The sequence below is a fragment of the Shewanella halifaxensis HAW-EB4 genome, from assembly GCF_000019185.1.
Classification (GTDB): Bacteria; Pseudomonadota; Gammaproteobacteria; order Enterobacterales; family Shewanellaceae; genus Shewanella; species Shewanella halifaxensis.
On sequence record NC_010334.1, the window covers coordinates 3,942,563 to 3,960,562 of the forward strand.

Here is an 18,000-nt window from a genome sequence, read left to right on the forward strand (position 1 = left end):
TTCGATAACCAACTTCAACAATTATTTTTCGACTATTAAGGATGGCCTAAAGATGACGCTGTTAAAACGTATTCTTGCACCTTTGGCACTTACACTCTTTTCATACTCTGCCGTAGCGGCGACCGTTGAAACGGATGTCGAAACACTCAAAGCCGAATTTATTAAGGCTCAAAACGCGAAAGGTTTTGATAGCGCCAAAACCGCCGATTTCATCAAAAACGCCGAGTACAACCAAGCCGTAATTGATGCCATGACCAAGCCTTGGGAGGCCAAACCTTGGCACCAGTACTACCCTATTTTTCTCACCGATAAACGTTTAGATGCGGGTCTAGCATTTTGGAAAGAACACGCCGACACCATTGCAAAGGCATCGAAAGAGTTTAATGTCGATCCACAGATCATCGTGGCGATTATCGGTATCGAAACCTTTTATGGCGGCTATATGGGTAACTACCCAGTAAAAGACGCACTGTATACCTTAGGGTTTCATTACCCACCACGAGCTAAGTTCTTTAGAAGCGAATTTGCAAACCTGCAATCGCTCGTCAAAGAGGAGCACTTAGATATCAATAGCCTAAAAGGCTCTTATGCTGGTGCAATGGGCTTTGGTCAGTTTATTCCATCGAGCTACCGCCATTACGCAGTGGACTTTGATAATGATGGCAGCCGCGACCTATTAAATAGTACAACAGATGCGATTGGCAGCGTTGCGAACTACTTCCATCAACATGGTTGGCAGAAAAATCAACCAGTAGCACTTGAATTAACCTTGAATAAAGACTTACCTGATACTGTTAACACTTGGTCTGGCGAGAAACTGCATTACAAGGTTGCCGATATTCTCTCACCGAGTGTCGCACTCGCTGAATCAATGGATCTCGATGTATCACAACCCGCTCTAGTGGTGAAACTTGAGCAAGCCGATCATGACGAATATTGGCTAGGTCTTAAAAACTTTTATGTTATCACCCGTTATAACCGCAGTCCTTTGTATGCAATGGCGGTTTATCAATTTAGTCAGGAATTAAAGAAAACTTATGCCGCGCAATAATACCCTTGCCATTTTAGTCTTAACAGCCACCCTAGCCGCATGCTCTAGCGGTGGTCGCTACGAACTTGATGACGATAAGGCGCCGACATCCGCACCTGATGTGACCAAAGTTGAAGATGCTCATCCCAAATATGAGCCATACAGTCGTGGTGGTAACAAAAAAAACTACACCGTACTTGGTAAGAGTTACCAGGTCATGGATACGGGTGAAGGCTACGCAGAAAAAGGCATCGCCTCATGGTATGGCGCCAAGTTTCATGGACACCTTACGTCCAATGGTGAAACCTACGACATGTACTCTATGTCGGCGGCCCATAAGACGCTGCCGCTGCCTAGCTATGTGAAGGTGACTAACCTTAAGAACGATAAGACGGTCATAGTGCGGGTTAACGATAGAGGACCGTTTCATGAGGACCGTATTATCGATCTGTCCTATGCTGCAGCTCACCGCCTAGACATGCTCAAAACTGGTACTGCAAATGTTAGCCTAGAAGTGATCTATATTGCCGATCCGGAGTCAACAGCACTGGCTGAACTCAAAGGCACAGAGCTTCACTATATTCAGGTGGTAGCATCATCTAGCAAAGAACGCTTAGAAAACTTAGCTAATAGCTTAGAGAAAAAGTACCAAGTTAAGAGTCGAGTTCAAAGCGTAAACAGCTTGTACCGCTTGCAATTAGGGCCTATTGGCCAACAGCAACTTGCAAACAAGCTGACAGAAAAACTCAAGCAAGAGGGTTACCCTCAAAGTTACCTGCTTACTGAATGAACCAAGATTAATGAACCAAGGCTGAATTCCATTGTCCACTAATGTTATACTCGTTGGAATTACACTTTCTTCATACCTAAACTATTAAGACGTGCATTATTAATATGAATTTACTGAACAAACCTTTAAAAACGCTTTTGTTCGCGACCTCTGTCGCCGCATTATCAGTACAAGCGGCGCCAGTCGTTACCCCGAATGCACCAACAGTTGCAGCCAAAGCTTATGTGCTAATGGACTACAACACCGGACAGATCATTGCTGAGGAAAACGCTTACGAAAGCTTAAACCCAGCGAGCTTGACTAAAATGATGACAAGTTATGTTATCGGTCATGAGATCAAGGTCGGTAACGTATCGCCAACAGATGAAGTGACCATCAGTAAAAAAGCCTGGTCTAAAAACTTCCCAGACTCTTCTAAAATGTTTATCGAAGTGGGTAAAAAAGTCACGGTAGAAGAACTAAACAAAGGTATCATCATTCAATCGGGTAACGATGCCTGTGTCGCAATGGCTGAACATATTGCTGGCACCGAAGATGGCTTTGTTGACTTAATGAACTCATGGGCTAAGCAGCTAGGTATGCAGGATAGCTACTTTGAAAACAGCCACGGTCTAGATTCAGATAATCACAAAAGTACCGCCTACGACATGGCAATTCTTGGCGCTGCGATTATTCGTGATGTACCAGATGAATACGCAGTGTATAAAGAGAAATCTTTTACCTACAACGGCATCAAGCAGTATAACCGTAACGGTTTGTTATGGGATAAGAGCTTAAGCGTTGACGGCATTAAAACTGGCCACACTTCAGGTGCGGGTTATAACTTAGTGACTTCTGCGACTAAAGACGGCATGCGCCTTATCTCTGTTGTAATGGGCACTAAGAGTGAAGCTGCGCGTAAAGCGGAAAGTAAGAAGCTACTTAACTATGGTTTCCGTTTCTTTGAAACAGTCACACCGTATAAAGCTGGCGATACATTCGTTACTCAAAAAATCTGGTATGGCGATCGTGAAACGATTGACCTAGGTGTGGTAACAGATACGCCGATTACCATTAGCCGCGGCCAAGCTAAAAACCTACAAGCTAACTTTGAACTGACTAAAGAGCTTAAGGCCCCAATTGCTAAAGGCGAAACGGTTGGTCGTGTCTACTTCCAGTTAAACGGCAAAGATATCGCACAGTTCCCACTCGTCACGCTACAAGAAGTCAATGAAGGCAGCTGGTTCAGCCAACTGATGGATTACTTCAAGCAGATGTTTGCAGGCTGGTTTAGCTAAACCATACTGTATATACCATGAAGCCACCTTAAGGTGGCTTCATGCGTTTTAATCCCCTATACAAGCAAAACCGACTTGAATTAGATATAATTGCCACCATATTATGATTATTGAAATCTTTGAGAGTGAAATATGTTAGATACTAAATTTGATGAACTAATGGAATTCCCATCTTCTTTTCCATTTAAAATTGTTGGTGATGCAAGCGATACACTAGCAGACCGCGTCGTGGCGGTTGCACAGAGCCTTGCTCCTGATGACTACACCCCAATAACAAAAGTTTCAAGCAAAGGTACTTACAACTCAGTAACCATACGTATTACGGTTACGAGTAAAGAGCAAATCGAACAACTTTATACTCAACTTGCTGCGATTGAAGGCGTGAAACGCGTACTATAAATATTAATCATTAATGATAAATGTGATCCGTATTACATTTATCATTTTGAAGCGTATAATAGCCCGCACAAATATTTGAGGGGAGAGGTTGCCCTTGTACGATAACGCTTTGCATATTCGTCATCTAGGTAAACAAGATTACGAATCAGTGTGGCACGCAATGCAACACTATACCGATAATCGCGATGAGAACAGTCAAGATGAGATCTGGATTGTTGAACATACGCCAGTATTCACCCAAGGCCAGGCAGGCAAGAGTGAACACATCCTAAATCCAGGTGATATCCCTGTTATTCAGGTTGATCGCGGTGGGCAAGTGACCTATCACGGCCCGGGACAACTTGTCGTCTACCCTCTTCTCGATATTAAACGCCTCAAAATAGGTGTACGTCAGCTCGTCACTCATATTGAACAGAGCATCATTAACATGCTCAAGCGTTATCAAATTGAAGCCTATGCTAAAGCTGATGCGCCAGGCGTCTATGTTGAAGAGCGTAAAATAGCATCCCTCGGTCTTCGGATCCGTAAAGGGTGCTCTTTCCACGGGTTAGCACTCAATGTCGACATGGATATGTCTCCATTTCAACGTATAAACCCCTGCGGTTATGCCGGAATGGAAATGATCCAATGTAAGCAGCTCGGCGGACCACAAACTGTCGAAGAAGCAGGTCGGCAACTGATTGAAACCCTCAGCCAAGAACTCGGTTTAGATAAGCTAGTTCATCACCAAGGATTACCAGAGTCATATGAATAGGCCTGAAAGATTACAACCTGGCGTAAAACTAAGAGACGCAGAAAAGGTTTCTCGCATCCCTGTAAAAGTGGTGCCATCTGAACGTGAAACCATGCTAAGAAAACCCGACTGGCTGCGAGTTAAGCTTCCCGCTTCCAACCAGCGCATCACCGACATTAAACAAGCGCTACGTAAGAACGGATTACACTCAGTATGTGAAGAGGCGTCTTGCCCTAATCTATCTGAATGCTTTAACCACGGCACGGCTACCTTTATGATCTTAGGGGCTATCTGTACTCGTCGCTGCCCCTTCTGTGATGTGGCTCATGGACGCCCTCTTAAGCCTGATGCAGAGGAGCCAAAGAAGCTAGCGCAAACCATCAAAGATATGAAGCTTAAGTATGTGGTGATCACCTCAGTAGATCGTGACGACTTACGTGATGGTGGTGCCCAGCACTTTGCCGATTGCATCCGTGAAATTCGCTTATTAAATCCAGAAATTAAGATTGAAACCTTGGTGCCTGATTTCCGTGGCCGTATCGATGCAGCGCTCGATATCTTAGCCACAGAGCCACCCGATGTATTCAACCACAATTTGGAAACAGCGCCGATGCATTACCGCAAAGCGCGCCCAGGAGCTAATTACCAATGGTCTTTAGACTTACTGAAGAAATTTAAGGAACGTCACCCCGATATCCCGACTAAATCAGGTCTGATGATGGGGCTGGGTGAGAGCAACGAAGAGATCGCACAGGTATTATACGATCTACGTGCACACAACGTAGAGATGCTGACACTGGGTCAATATCTGCAGCCGTCGAAATTCCACCTTGCTGTTGAGCGTTACGTCTCACCAGCGGAGTTTGATGAGCTTAAAGAGCTTGCCGAAAGCATTGGCTTTACCCACGCGGCCTGTGGTCCATTGGTACGTTCAAGCTACCATGCAGACCTTCAAGCTCAAGGTAAAGAAGTTAGATAAACCCTCTGCCCATAGAAAAATAGCGCCCATTGGCGCTATTTTTGTTTCTGTTTCTATTTCTGTTTAAGTTTCTGCTTAGGTTTTATAAAGTGATATGAGTTAAAACTGCAGTTGCATGAGAATCGCGTCTTCACAACCGATTTCAGTCTTGTAGTAGCCTTTACGAACGCCAGTTTGTTCAAAGCCTGAATTCTCATACAGCTCTCTTGCAGCCGTACCAGATTGACGAACCTCTAGCAGTAATATCTCAGCCCCTTTGTCCTTAGCTTCGGCGATCACGGCCTTTAACAGCGCCTTACCAAAGCCCTTACCTTGATGAACAGGGTCGACACAGATATCCATCAAGGTTGCATCCTCAAAAATCTGATGCAAAATAGCAAAACCACAAAGCTCATCGCTATCCAATATACCTAAGCTAGTATACAAATTGCCGAAACAGCTTTTAATCGTAGACTCACTCATAGGATGACTATGCGCTTTAGCTGCTATAGCAGCCATCTGTGAGGACATTTCATCGTTTAGCAGTATGATTTCCACTAAGCGTCCTTTTGAGCCATAAAAGGCTGCATATTAAGCCACAGGGTCTTTTTAGCCTCTGCATTATTCTCAAGCTCATTGATAGGCGCAGAAACTAAAGTATTGTCATTAACGACGGCTTGCTTACCACGCATATCCCAAATCACCTTAGTTCCTGGCTCGACTCTAACAGCAAAACGGCAATGAGCTAAATCGACTCCGAGTAAACCAAGTACCGTGCTAATGATTGGGCTATCAACATCTTTGATCCGCAGCGGATTAACCAACACAGTCAACACTTCAAATGGAGGAACGGCTTTCTTCCACCGCACAATGCTCATAGCGTCTAAATATGCACTTGTTTTCATTAAGACTCGACCACAAAGGATTTAAAACGATAGAGAGCATAGCAGCTAGTCTATGTCTAAGTGAAGCAACTCAAATGAAGCTGCCAAGATAAAGTCACTGAGATCCAACGCCTATCAAGCGTGACTCAAACTTTCATTATATAACTTCAGATATAATGGTAAATTGTAGATGCAAAAAAGCCGAGCAATTGCTCGGCTTTTTCAAATTTGGCAGGGGTGGGGAGATTCGAACTCACAACATCCGGTTTTGGAGACCGGCGCTCTACCAATTGGAGCTACACCCCTGTCGACGAAACGGATTATGCTAAATCAGCCCCCAAAGGTAAAGCTTTTTTTATCTAAAGCGCGTCAACTGTGGTTTTTTCAGACAATAAAGCGAAATGTAACAACCCATAGCCCGTTGGATAAAACACCCAGAGCACACTGACTAAATCCACTCACTAAACCAGTAAACGACAGATGCAAAAAAGCCGAGCTAATGCTCGGCTTTTTCAAATTTGGCAGGGGTGGGGAGATTCGAACTCACAACATCCGGTTTTGGAGACCGGCGCTCTACCAATTGGAGCTACACCCCTTTTGAGAGATGGATTCTGCTTAATATCGCCCAAAAGGTAAAGTACTTTTTGATGCAAAAGCTACCGAGTGCAGGTTTTCCCAGCAGATAGTTGATGCTTTAACCATTAATAGCTAAAGCAAGCGAGATTGTCAGCACTAGAGTCCCCAAGGATAAAGGAAATAAGGCTGCAACTCAGCAACATGATAACCCAATCAATATCTTGCAGAGACACGCTTGTAAGTACACTCCATACGAGTGCACTCATTAACTTTGGTTCAAGAATCTATTTGAAAAGTATCTTTGGTAGTGCTCCAAATTGTTACGAGTTGCCTCCCTACAGCAATCACAGATTGCTTATATTAATCGCACTGCTATTTGCATCATAAGCTTAGGGTAATAGCTTCTACGCTCACAGGAGAGTGCTACATAAGCTAGAAGTTAAAACAGGGAAGTTCTTTGCCGTCTCTTGAGTTTGTCATAGGTCAACTCACCTCTGGACGGGACAAACCCAGCTCAACAACAGGAGGTCACCAATGTCTTTCTATGACATCTGACCTATAGGGAAATGGAAATGTAATTATGATGTAGGAAGCAGCGCCCATGCCACCAAGGCATTTGTTAGTCCTAAACACCAGACGTGGGAAGTGTCGATTATGCACAACTACATGGATGTAGGAGATAGATCAATGCAAGAACTGTTACTGAGGTAACAATAATCTACTCGACATCGAGGGTCGTTCTTTTCACGCGATCTATATGGATATAGAAGTCCCTTAAATTGTCTGGAACAATTTAGGTGAGCGCATATACGAAAAAAGCCCGCTGCGTTAGCAGCGGGCTTTTTTGCTTCTCTTTCGAGAATCCTGTTTTGTCTTCACTTTTACAAAAGTGAAATAAAAGTGGCGTCTGGAAATGGCAGCTTCGAGACCATTTATATGCATCCTGCATAAATGGCATTCCCTACATCCTGTAAGTCACAAGCTCTCCGCGTTCATAGCCTGCATCAAGCAGTGCTTGATAAGCGCAGACTATTCACCCTACTCCACATGGTTATTGAACCTCGCTACGCTCGAGCTTTCTACTTCCCCATATTCGAGTAGTCAATTCTCGTACCAGCCAAAAACGAAAAAAGCCCGCTACATCGTAGCGGGCTTTCTCGCTTCTCTTTCGAGAACAAATAGGCGCCTGGAAATGACCTACTCTCACATGGGGAGACCCCACACTACCATCGGCGATACTGTGTTTCACTTCTGAGTTCGGAATGGATTCAGGTGGTGCCACAGCTCTATGGTTTCCAGACAAATTCGGCTTTTACTTTCAGCTTTTAAAAAAGCTAAAGGTAAAAAAGTTTGAAAAGCTGTGCCTTCAAAAGAGATATCTTTTAAATGGCTTTTAAATTAAGTAATTGAGTTCACACTACATTAAGTGCTTAAATTCTAACTCTGGTGTCTGTTGAAACATCAGTCTCATACAAAACCCATCAGGGTTGTATGGTTAAGCCTCACGAGTCATTAGTACAAGTTAGCTCAACGCCTCACAACGCTTACACACCTTGCCTATCAACGTCCTAGTCTCGAACGGCTCTTTAGAGGAATTAAATTCCTAGGGATGACTCATCTTAGGACTCGCTTCCCGCTTAGATGCTTTCAGCGGTTATCGATTCCGAACGTAGCTACCGGGCAATGCCATTGGCATGACAACCCGAACACCAGCGGTTCGTCCACTCCGGTCCTCTCGTACTAGGAGCAGCTTCCTTCAATCATCCAACGCCCACGGCAGATAGGGACCGAACTGTCTCACGACGTTCTGAACCCAGCTCGCGTACCACTTTAAATGGCGAACAGCCATACCCTTGGGACCGACTTCAGCCCCAGGATGTGATGAGCCGACATCGAGGTGCCAAACACCGCCGTCGATATGAACTCTTGGGCGGTATCAGCCTGTTATCCCCGGAGTACCTTTTATCCGTTGAGCGATGGCCCTTCCATACAGAACCACCGGATCACTATGACCTACTTTCGTACCTGCTCGACGTGTATGTCTCGCAGTTAAGCTGGCTTATGCCATTGCACTAACCGTACGATGTCCGACCGTACTTAGCCAACCTTCGTGCTCCTCCGTTACTCTTTGGGAGGAGACCGCCCCAGTCAAACTACCCACCAGGCACTGTCCCGAACCCCGATTCAGGGGCCGCGGTTAGAACATCAAAACTACAAGGGTGGTATTTCAAGATTGACTCCACTCCATCTAGCGACGAAGCTTCAAAGTCTCCCACCTATCCTACACATGTAGGTTCAATGTTCAGTGCCAAGCTATAGTAAAGGTTCACGGGGTCTTTCCGTCTAGCCGCGGGTATACGGCATCTTCACCGCAATTTCAACTTCACTGAGTCTCGGCTGGAGACAGCGTGGCCATCATTACGCCATTCGTGCAGGTCGGAACTTACCCGACAAGGAATTTCGCTACCTTAGGACCGTTATAGTTACGGCCGCCGTTTACCGGGGCTTCGATCATGAGCTTCTCCGAAGATAACCCAATCAATTAACCTTCCGGCACCGGGCAGGCGTCATACCGTATACTTCCTCTTGCGAGTTTGCACAGTACTGTGTTTTTGATAAACAGTTGCAGCCACCTGGTATCTGCGACTCTCGGCAGCTTAGGGAGCAAGTCCCATCACCACTAAGAGCGTACCTTCTCCCGAAGTTACGGTACCATTTTGCCTAGTTCCTTCAGCCGAGTTCTCTCAAGCGCCTTAGTATTCTCTACCCGACCACCTGTGTCGGTTTGGGGTACGATTCCTGCTAACCTGAAGCTTAGAAGATTTTCCTGGAAGCATGGCATCAACTACTTCATCACCTTAGTGACTCGTCATCAGTTCTCAGCCTTAAGTACACCCGGATTTGCCTAAGTGTACAGCCTACAACCTTAAACGCGGACAACCAACGCCGCGCTAGCCTAGCCTTCTCCGTCTCTCCATCGCAGTTAGCAGAAGTACGGGAATATTAACCCGTTTCCCATCGACTACGCCTTTCGGCCTCGCCTTAGGGGTCGACTCACCCTGCCCCGATTAACGTTGGACAGGAACCCTTGGTCTTTCGGCGAGGGGGTTTTTCACCCCCTTTATCGTTACTCATGTCAGCATTCGCACTTCTGATACCTCCAGCGTGGGTTACCCCTTCACCTTCAACGGCTTACAGAACGCTCCTCTACCGCACTAGTGTAAACACTAGTACCCATAGCTTCGGTGTATTGCTTAGCCCCGTTAAATCTTCCGCGCAGGCCGACTCGACTAGTGAGCTATTACGCTTTCTTTAAATGATGGCTGCTTCTAAGCCAACATCCTAGCTGTCTAAGCCTTCCCACATCGTTTCCCACTTAGCAATAACTTTGGGACCTTAGCTGATGGTCTGGGTTGTTTCCCTTTTCACGACGGACGTTAGCACCCGCCGTGTGTCTCCCGTATAGTACTCATTGGTATTCGGAGTTTGCAAAGGGTTGGTAAGTCGGGATGACCCCCTAGCCTTAACAGTGCTCTACCCCCAATGGTATTCGTACGAGGCGCTACCTAAATAGCTTTCGAGGAGAACCAGATATCTCCCGGTTTGATTGGCCTTTCACCCCCAGCCACAAGTCATCACCGCATTTTTCAACATACGTGTGTTCGGTCCTCCAATTGATGTTACTCAATCTTCAACCTGCCCATGGCTAGATCACCGGGTTTCGGGTCTACACCTTGCAACTAAACGCGCAGTTAACACTCGGTTTCCCTACGGCTCCGCTATTCGCTTAACCTTGCTACAAAATGTAAGTCGCTGACCCATTATACAAAAGGTACGCAGTCACGGTCTCAAGAACCGCTCCCACTGCTTGTACGTATACGGTTTCAGGTTCTATTTCACTCCCCTCACAGGGGTTCTTTTCGCCTTTCCCTCACGGTACTGGTTCACTATCGGTCAGTCAGGAGTATTTAGCCTTGGAGGATGGTCCCCCCATGTTCAAACAGGATGTCACGTGTCCCGTCCTACTCGTTTTCACGTAAAGTTAGTTTTCATGTACGGGGCTATCACCCTGTGCCGCTGTGCTTTCCAACACATTCCACTAACACCCTCTACGCTTAAGGGCTAATCCCCGTTCGCTCGCCGCTACTAGGGGAATCTCGGTTGATTTCTTTTCCTCCGGGTACTTAGATGTTTCAGTTCCCCGGGTTCGCCTCATTAACCTATGTATTCAGTTAATGATACTAGCTTATGCTAGTGGGTTTCCCCATTCGGACATCGTTAGCTCAAATGCTTGTTACTAGCTCGCCAACGCTTTTCGCAAGTTACTACGTCCTTCATCGCCTCTGACTGCCAAGGCATCCACCATATACGCTTAGTCACTTAACCATACAACCCAAATAAGTCTCTATGAGAAATACTCGTTGTTCTGAGCGGGTAAGCTCACAACAGCCGTACTGTAACTAATGGTTTCTACTTTCGCCAAAATTAGAATTTTTATCTTATTGCCTCATACTTACGTATCAGCCAACAAGCTAAGACACTTAATGTTAAGTGTTTTTAGAACTCAATTTTTTAATTTCGCGCTAATCCTATAAATAACAACACGATAAATCGTAGTCGTTATCCCTTTCAGATTAACACTATCAGCTTTCCAAATTTTTAAAGAGCGGGCTTAAAAAAGCCAAAGATAAATTCTGCATTTATCTTTGGCATCTCTTACCTGTGCATATGTCTTACTCTTATTGAAGAGAAAGATGTAAATGGTGGAGCTATGCGGGATCGAACCGCAGACCTCCTGCGTGCAAGGCAGGCGCTCTCCCAGCTGAGCTATAGCCCCATTTACATGCAGTCAAACAAATTTACGTTAAAACAAAATCTTTCTTTAGGAGAAAATAAAGATTTTGGTGGGTCAGAGTGGACTTGAACCACCGACCTCACCCTTATCAGGGGTGCGCTCTAACCAGCTGAGCTACAGACCCAACGTAATTTGCTCTTTCTTTACGACAAGCATATCTGTGTGAACACTCAACAACGATTAAGTTAGTCGTATAGGTAAGGAGGTGATCCAGCCCCAGGTTCCCCTAGGGCTACCTTGTTACGACTTCACCCCAGTCATGAACCACACCGTGGTAAACGCCCTCCCGAAGGTTAAGCTATCTACTTCTGGTGCAGCCCACTCCCATGGTGTGACGGGCGGTGTGTACAAGGCCCGGGAACGTATTCACCGTAGCATTCTGATCTACGATTACTAGCGATTCCGACTTCACGGAGTCGAGTTGCAGACTCCGATCCGGACTACGACCGGCTTTGTGAGATTAGCTCCACCTCGCGGCTTCGCAACCCTCTGTACCGACCATTGTAGCACGTGTGTAGCCCTACTCGTAAGGGCCATGATGACTTGACGTCGTCCCCACCTTCCTCCGGTTTATCACCGGCAGTCTCCCTAAAGTTCCCACCATTACGTGCTGGCAAATAAGGATAAGGGTTGCGCTCGTTGCGGGACTTAACCCAACATTTCACAACACGAGCTGACGACAGCCATGCAGCACCTGTCTCAGAGTTCCCGAAGGCACTAAGCTATCTCTAGCGAATTCTCTGGATGTCAAGAGTAGGTAAGGTTCTTCGCGTTGCATCGAATTAAACCACATGCTCCACCGCTTGTGCGGGCCCCCGTCAATTCATTTGAGTTTTAACCTTGCGGCCGTACTCCCCAGGCGGTCTACTTAATGCGTTAGCTTGAGAGCCCAGTGTTCAAGACACCAAACTCCGAGTAGACATCGTTTACGGCGTGGACTACCAGGGTATCTAATCCTGTTTGCTCCCCACGCTTTCGTACCTGAGCGTCAGTCTTTGTCCAGGGGGCCGCCTTCGCCACCGGTATTCCTTCAGATCTCTACGCATTTCACCGCTACACCTGAAATTCTACCCCCCTCTACAAGACTCTAGTTTGCCAGTTCAAAATGCAGTTCCCAGGTTGAGCCCGGGGCTTTCACATCTTGCTTAACAAACCGCCTGCGTACGCTTTACGCCCAGTAATTCCGATTAACGCTTGCACCCCTCGTATTACCGCGGCTGCTGGCACGAAGTTAGCCGGTGCTTCTTCTGCGAGTAACGTCACACCCAAACGCTATTAACGCTTGAGCTTTCCTCCTCGCTGAAAGTGCTTTACAACCCGAAGGCCTTCTTCACACACGCGGCATGGCTGCATCAGGCTTTCGCCCATTGTGCAATATTCCCCACTGCTGCCTCCCGTAGGAGTCTGGACCGTGTCTCAGTTCCAGTGTGGCTGATCATCCTCTCAGACCAGCTAGGGATCGTCGCCTTGGTGAGCCATTACCCCACCAACTAGCTAATCCCACCTAGGTTCATCCAATCGCGGAAGGCCCGAAGGTCCCCTCCTTTCCCCCGTAGGGCGTATGCGGTATTAGCAGTCGTTTCCAACTGTTATCCCCCTCGACTGGGCAGATACCTAGGCATTACTCACCCGTCCGCCGCTCGTCACCTCAGGAGCAAGCTCCCTTGTGTTACCGCTCGACTTGCATGTGTTAGGCCTGCCGCCAGCGTTCAATCTGAGCCATGATCAAACTCTTCAATTAAAGTTTTTTTGCTTCTTCCACCTTACAAGTAAGGCTAAATCAGCGGCTCAACGAATTCTGTATTACATATTGCTATGAACACTCATTCATTAAGTAATTTTTTGATTGCCTCGTGAGAGGCAATTTCGAATAACTTAATCTCTGTGAGTGTCCACACAGATTTGCTTGTCATATTGTTAAAGAGCGGTGCTAATCCTATTAAGAACAAGTCTTTCAGTTAGCAGCCTAAGACGCTAGGTCGTTGGCTTGAGGAGGCGTATTTTACACTCTCCAGTGGCGGCGTCAAGCGCTTATTTTAAGAAGTTTTTCAAGCGATGATTTCTTAAGCAGAAGTCAAAACCCGAAGCTCTTAAAGCGATTGTCACCTGAGGCTAATCTCCGTAGAGGTTAATCTCTCTAACACTGCTTGCTTGGCTAGTTGCCTGCTTCACCGTGTCAGTGGGGTCGCATTATAGGGAGATTCGAAAAGAGCGCAAGAGGCTTTTTCAATAAAATCTAAATAACTTAGTTAAGTGGACATTAATGAGGCAGCATGCGGTTTAATCAAGCAAAAACACTCGTTTTTCGGTAGATATGCAGATAATTGCCTGCCTCTACATTGAAGCTTATTATTAGCGACCACTGATTAGTATTGCTTTCAGCTCCAATTTTAGCTCACTTAAGATCTTCTATCTTGCCATTACTGGCTCCTAGTATATTGCTTCCTCTTATACAGTTCTCCTATCGTCTATTCGGATATTGGCATTCTAACGTATTCACGCTAGCATGAAGCAAGTGAGATCCTGGCTTCATTTAGAGTCCGTTCATTTTAACTATGGATAGAAAAATGATTAGAACATTTAAAATTGACAGCACTAAACTTCAGCTTCTAACCTACGGCGCGGCATTGGCCTGTGTATTTCTGGTATGTGCACTCTCATCGTCACCAGTCCGAGCCAATGTTATCTACACTTGGGTCGATGACAAAGGTGTCACTCACTATAGCCAGCAGCCGCCAGAACGAAATATAGAGCAAACTAAGCCTGATAAGCTTTATACGGAAGATATCGAACCAAGACAGATTGGGACGGTTGCGCCATCAGCCCCAATAACAAATAAGACTCCGACGGATTTAGAGATTAAAGCGGCAGCCATAACCCAGAACGATCACAAGCAGGCCGAAAGGATCTGTAAAAACGCTAAACATAGCCTTAATGTGCTTACGACTCATACAAAGTTAAATAAGAAAGATGCCGAGTCGGGTAAGGTTGTCGCAATGACAGAAGAGCAGAGGCAAGCAGCAATTACAGAGCATAAGCAGAAGATAAAGCTCTTTTGCGTAAAATAATGCCCATTTAAGTTCAATGGTTCTCGGCTTTAGCCAAGAAAACAGACTCAATTGAGTCTGTTTTCTTATCGAGTCACACTACTTATTCGCTTGTAAGTTATACATAGAGCGAGGCACACCATCTTCACAGGCTTTCTGTCCGGCCTCCCAGCCAGAGTCAAAACGATCTAGCCCATCTAGTGCAGTATCTTTTTTTACCGAATCATATAATTCTGTTTTTTGCAGCTTGATTACATAAGCATTCTTACAGCCGCGATAATAGCCATAGTGATACAGGCTCTCATACCCCTTGTTACCTTCACCAATATATGGCGCAGACGTTTGCTCTTTCTCATAATTAGAACTCGAACAGCCAACTACGCTAAGTGAAACCAATGCGATAACGGCTAATTGTTTTTTCATGATGCTCTGCTCCATGTCCATATCAAAATTCGAAATACACTATTCGACGCTAACCTTGAGTATTGTGCATTACTCAAATATTACCAATTCACTAATCCCAATCGATAAAAGTTAGATATTGAAAACAAATGCATTTAGCTCATTTAACAGTCAGCGCAGGTCAAATATACATTAACAATGATGAGTTAACAGGGTTTGTCGCTATTTTTTAAACAAAAAAGGCTTCAACTCATGTTGAAGCCTTTAGTACTATTTTACAAAACTAGCCCAGTCCCTTAGACCAACTGTTATACGGTAAGTTGTTATTAACTCACTTTACTGGCTAAAGACCAGCACATCGTCTTCAACTGAAACCTTAATATCCTTACCTGGTAATAATTGTCCACTGAGGATCTGTTGGGCTAACGGATTTTCAACTTCTTGTTGCAAAGCCCGTTTAAGCGGTCTTGCACCATAGATGGGATCGAATCCAACTCGAGCAATAAATGACAGAGCATCTTTAGAAATCTCAAGCCCATAATCTTTTTCTGCAAGACGCTGTTTCAAACCCTCAATTTGGATAGCCGCAATATGAGCAATATTTTTCTCATGAAGAGGATGAAATACGACGGCCTCATCGATACGGTTCAAAAATTCAGGTCTGAAATTCTGCGTAACAACCTGCATTACATCAAACTTCATCTCATCATAGGTTTGTTTGCCAAAACCCATCTGGATCAGATCAGAACCTAAATTAGAGGTCATTATCACCACGGTATTTCTAAAATCAACCGTACGCCCTTGACCATCGGTCAAGCGGCCATCATCTAATACCTGTAATAAGATATTAAATACATCTGGATGCGCTTTTTCTACTTCATCAAGTAGGATCACCGAATATGGCTTACGCCTAACCGCTTCTGTTAAATAGCCACCCTCTTCATAACCCACATATCCTGGAGGGGCACCGACCAACCGTGAAACTGAATGCTTTTCCATAAATTCTGACATATCGATTCGCACTAATGCCGACTCGGTATCAAACAGGAACTTAGCAAGTGCCTTACATAGCTCTGTCTTACCCACACCGGTTGGGCCTAAGAATAGGAATGAACCGATAGGACGGTCGGGATCGGAAAGACCTGCGCGGCTACGACGAATCGCATTCGATACAGAGTTCACAGCTTCATTTTGGCCAATCACACGCTCATGTAGCGCATCTTCCATCTTGAGTAACTTGTCACGCTCACCTTCAAGCATCTTAGACACAGGAATACCTGTCGCCTTTGACAGCACTTCGGCGATCTCAACGTCTGTAACCTTATTACGTAGCAAGGTCATATCCTGCATTTCAGCTTGCGACGCTAAGTCCAGTTGCTTTTCAAGCTCTGGAATACGTCCGTACTGCAACTCAGACATACGAGTTAAGTCACCCGCGCGTCTTGCGACTTCTAGATCCATACGCGCTTGCTCAAGATCTGCTTTAATATGCTGAGTCCCTGCTAAAGCTGCTTTTTCGGTACGCCAAATTTCATTTAACTCTGCAGCTTTTGCCTCAACATCTTTAAGCTCTGCGCGCAAAACATCTAGGCGACGTAAACTCGCCTCATCTGCTTCTTTGCTCAGTGCTTGCTCTTCAAGCTTTAACTGAATAGCACGCCTCTCTAACCTATCTAAAGATTCCGGCTTAGAGTCAATCTGAATACGAATACTTGATGCGGCTTCGTCAATGAGATCGATTGCCTTGTCGGGCAGCTTACGGTCTGAGATATAACGGTGCGACATACTTGCCGCCGCAACAATGGCAGGATCGGTGATCTCTACATGATGATGCAGCTCATAGCGCTCTTTTAAACCACGCAAAATAGCGATGGTATCTTCAACACTCGGCTCATCCACCAATACTTTTTGGAAGCGACGCTCAAGCGCTGCATCTTTTTCAATATATTGTCTGTACTCATCTAATGTCGTCGCACCAACACAGTGAAGATCGCCCCGTGCTAATGCAGGTTTAAGCATATTACCCGCATCCATTGCGCCATCAGACTTACCCGCACCAACCATAGTGTGTAGCTCGTCAATAAAGAGGATCACTTGCCCCTCTTCTTGAGACAGCTCATTGAGCACCGCTTTTAAGCGCTCTTCAAATTCACCACGGTATTTAGCACCAGCCACTAATGCACCCATATCGAGTGATAATACACGCTTATTCTTGATGCCTTCAGGCACCTCATTATTAATGATCCGTTGAGCTAGCCCCTCAACAATCGCCGTTTTACCTACGCCCGGCTCACCAATCAATACTGGGTTATTTTTACTACGACGCTGCAGTACCTGAATGGTACGACGAATTTCGTCATCACGACCAATCACAGGGTCTAATTTCCCCTGTTCGGCGCGCTCAGTCAGATCAACGGTGAACTTTTTAAGTGCTTGTCGCTGATCTTCAGCGTTAGGATCATCGACGTTTTGACCATTACGGATTTGGTCGATTGTCGATTCCATTAACTCTTTCGTCGCACCCGATTGTTTCAGTGCTTGCGTCAAGGCATCGTTCCCCTCGAGCGCAGCTAATACAAACAGTTCACTAGAGATAAACTTGTCTTTACGTTTTTGCGCCAGCTTATCGCATAGATTCAATAGGCGAATTAATGCCTGCGATAACTGTACGTCTCCGCCCGTACCTTCGACTTGCGGTCGTTGCTCTAAATCCTTACTCAATAAAGAACGCAAGGTACTCACTTGGATCCCTGCCTGCGTGAGTAGTGGATGGATTGAACCACCATCTTGATTTAGTAATGCCATCATCAAATGTGATGGTTCGATAAATTGATGATCTCGGCCAAGCGCCAATGATTGAGCATCTGAGATCGCCATCTGGAATTTATTAGTCATACGATCGAGTCGCATAAGTCCTCCGATAACTCATTAGAATTCGGTAAATAAAAGGCAATGAACATTGCGCATCTGCTTCGAGAAATTGAATTGGATGCCATTATGACCATTGCTAGAAACGGTATAAATCCATTCGTACTTCTATTCACATTAG

11 protein-coding genes, 4 tRNA genes and 3 rRNA genes are annotated in these 18,000 nt (G+C 45.5%); 7 read left to right on the forward strand and 11 right to left on the reverse strand.

Features of this window, described 5'->3' with window-relative positions; translation table 11 throughout:
* The first annotated feature begins 52 nt into the window (after positions 1–52).
* The 6 genes from mltB (at position 53) to lipA (ending at position 5,208) form a co-directional block, all read left to right on the forward strand.
* On the forward strand, positions 53–1,051 hold the full coding sequence (mltB, locus tag SHAL_RS16735) for a lytic murein transglycosylase B (RefSeq protein ID WP_012278305.1): 999 nt from the start codon (positions 53–55) through the stop codon (positions 1,049–1,051).
* Positions 1,038–1,820, forward strand: coding sequence for a septal ring lytic transglycosylase RlpA family protein (locus tag SHAL_RS16740; RefSeq protein ID WP_012278306.1), 783 nt, complete (start codon positions 1,038–1,040; stop codon positions 1,818–1,820). Before mltB ends, SHAL_RS16740 begins: the two co-directional genes overlap by 14 nt.
* 104 nt (positions 1,821–1,924) lie before the next feature.
* Entirely contained in the window at positions 1,925–3,097 is a 1,173-nt protein-coding gene (locus tag SHAL_RS16745; RefSeq protein WP_012278307.1) for a serine hydrolase, read from the forward strand.
* A 132-nt stretch (positions 3,098–3,229) separates the two neighbouring features.
* Complete coding sequence (gene ybeD / locus SHAL_RS16750; RefSeq protein ID WP_012278308.1) at positions 3,230–3,496, forward strand: DUF493 family protein YbeD; 267 nt, start codon at positions 3,230–3,232, stop codon at positions 3,494–3,496.
* Between the two features lie 94 nt (positions 3,497–3,590).
* On the forward strand, positions 3,591–4,250 hold the full coding sequence (gene lipB / locus SHAL_RS16755) for a lipoyl(octanoyl) transferase LipB (RefSeq protein ID WP_012278309.1): 660 nt from the start codon (positions 3,591–3,593) through the stop codon (positions 4,248–4,250).
* Positions 4,243–5,208, forward strand: coding sequence for a lipoyl synthase (lipA, locus tag SHAL_RS16760; protein WP_012278310.1), 966 nt, complete (start codon positions 4,243–4,245; stop codon positions 5,206–5,208). The genes lipB and lipA overlap by 8 nt, the downstream gene beginning before the upstream one ends.
* A 99-nt stretch (positions 5,209–5,307) precedes the next feature.
* Here lipA and rimI read toward each other — a convergent pair whose 3' ends face one another.
* From rimI to SHAL_RS16805, 9 genes are all read right to left on the reverse strand, one after another.
* Positions 5,308–5,745 (reverse strand): ribosomal protein S18-alanine N-acetyltransferase, encoded by a 438-nt coding sequence (gene rimI / locus SHAL_RS16765; protein ID WP_012278311.1) that lies wholly within the window; start codon positions 5,743–5,745, stop codon positions 5,308–5,310.
* Positions 5,745–6,092, reverse strand: a complete 348-nt coding sequence (locus SHAL_RS16770) for a hypothetical protein (RefSeq protein ID WP_012278312.1) — start codon at positions 6,090–6,092, stop codon at positions 5,745–5,747. The genes rimI and SHAL_RS16770 overlap by 1 nt, the downstream gene beginning before the upstream one ends.
* Positions 6,093–6,300: 208 nt before the next feature.
* Positions 6,301–6,377, reverse strand: a tRNA-Trp gene (locus tag SHAL_RS16775).
* 213 nt (positions 6,378–6,590) lie between these two features.
* A tRNA-Trp gene (locus tag SHAL_RS16780) sits at positions 6,591–6,667 on the reverse strand.
* Between the two features lie 1,164 nt (positions 6,668–7,831).
* Positions 7,832–7,947, reverse strand: a 5S ribosomal RNA gene (gene rrf, locus SHAL_RS16785).
* Positions 7,948–8,138: 191 nt separating this feature from the next.
* Positions 8,139–11,033, reverse strand: a 23S ribosomal RNA gene (locus SHAL_RS16790).
* Between the two features lie 375 nt (positions 11,034–11,408).
* A tRNA-Ala gene (locus tag SHAL_RS16795) sits at positions 11,409–11,484 on the reverse strand.
* Positions 11,485–11,549: 65 nt separating this feature from the next.
* Positions 11,550–11,626: transfer RNA gene (locus SHAL_RS16800), tRNA-Ile, on the reverse strand.
* A gap of 74 nt (positions 11,627–11,700) precedes the next feature.
* A 16S ribosomal RNA gene (locus SHAL_RS16805) occupies positions 11,701–13,243 on the reverse strand.
* The 16S, 23S and 5S rRNA genes sit together here with 2 tRNA genes alongside, the layout of an rRNA operon.
* 826 nt (positions 13,244–14,069) lie before the next feature.
* Here SHAL_RS16805 and SHAL_RS16810 point away from each other — a divergent pair.
* Positions 14,070–14,570 (forward strand): DUF4124 domain-containing protein, encoded by a 501-nt coding sequence (locus SHAL_RS16810; RefSeq protein WP_041416072.1) that lies wholly within the window; start codon positions 14,070–14,072, stop codon positions 14,568–14,570.
* Between the two features lie 78 nt (positions 14,571–14,648).
* Here SHAL_RS16810 and SHAL_RS16815 read toward each other — a convergent pair whose 3' ends face one another.
* Together SHAL_RS16815 and clpB are read right to left on the reverse strand one after the other, a co-directional pair.
* Positions 14,649–14,972 (reverse strand): hypothetical protein, encoded by a 324-nt coding sequence (locus tag SHAL_RS16815; protein WP_041416074.1) that lies wholly within the window; start codon positions 14,970–14,972, stop codon positions 14,649–14,651.
* Between the two features lie 315 nt (positions 14,973–15,287).
* Positions 15,288–17,861: an ATP-dependent chaperone ClpB gene (gene clpB, locus SHAL_RS16820; RefSeq protein ID WP_012278315.1), complete on the reverse strand. Its 2,574-nt coding sequence runs from the start codon at positions 17,859–17,861 to the stop codon at positions 15,288–15,290.
* Positions 17,862–18,000 lie beyond the last annotated feature (139 nt).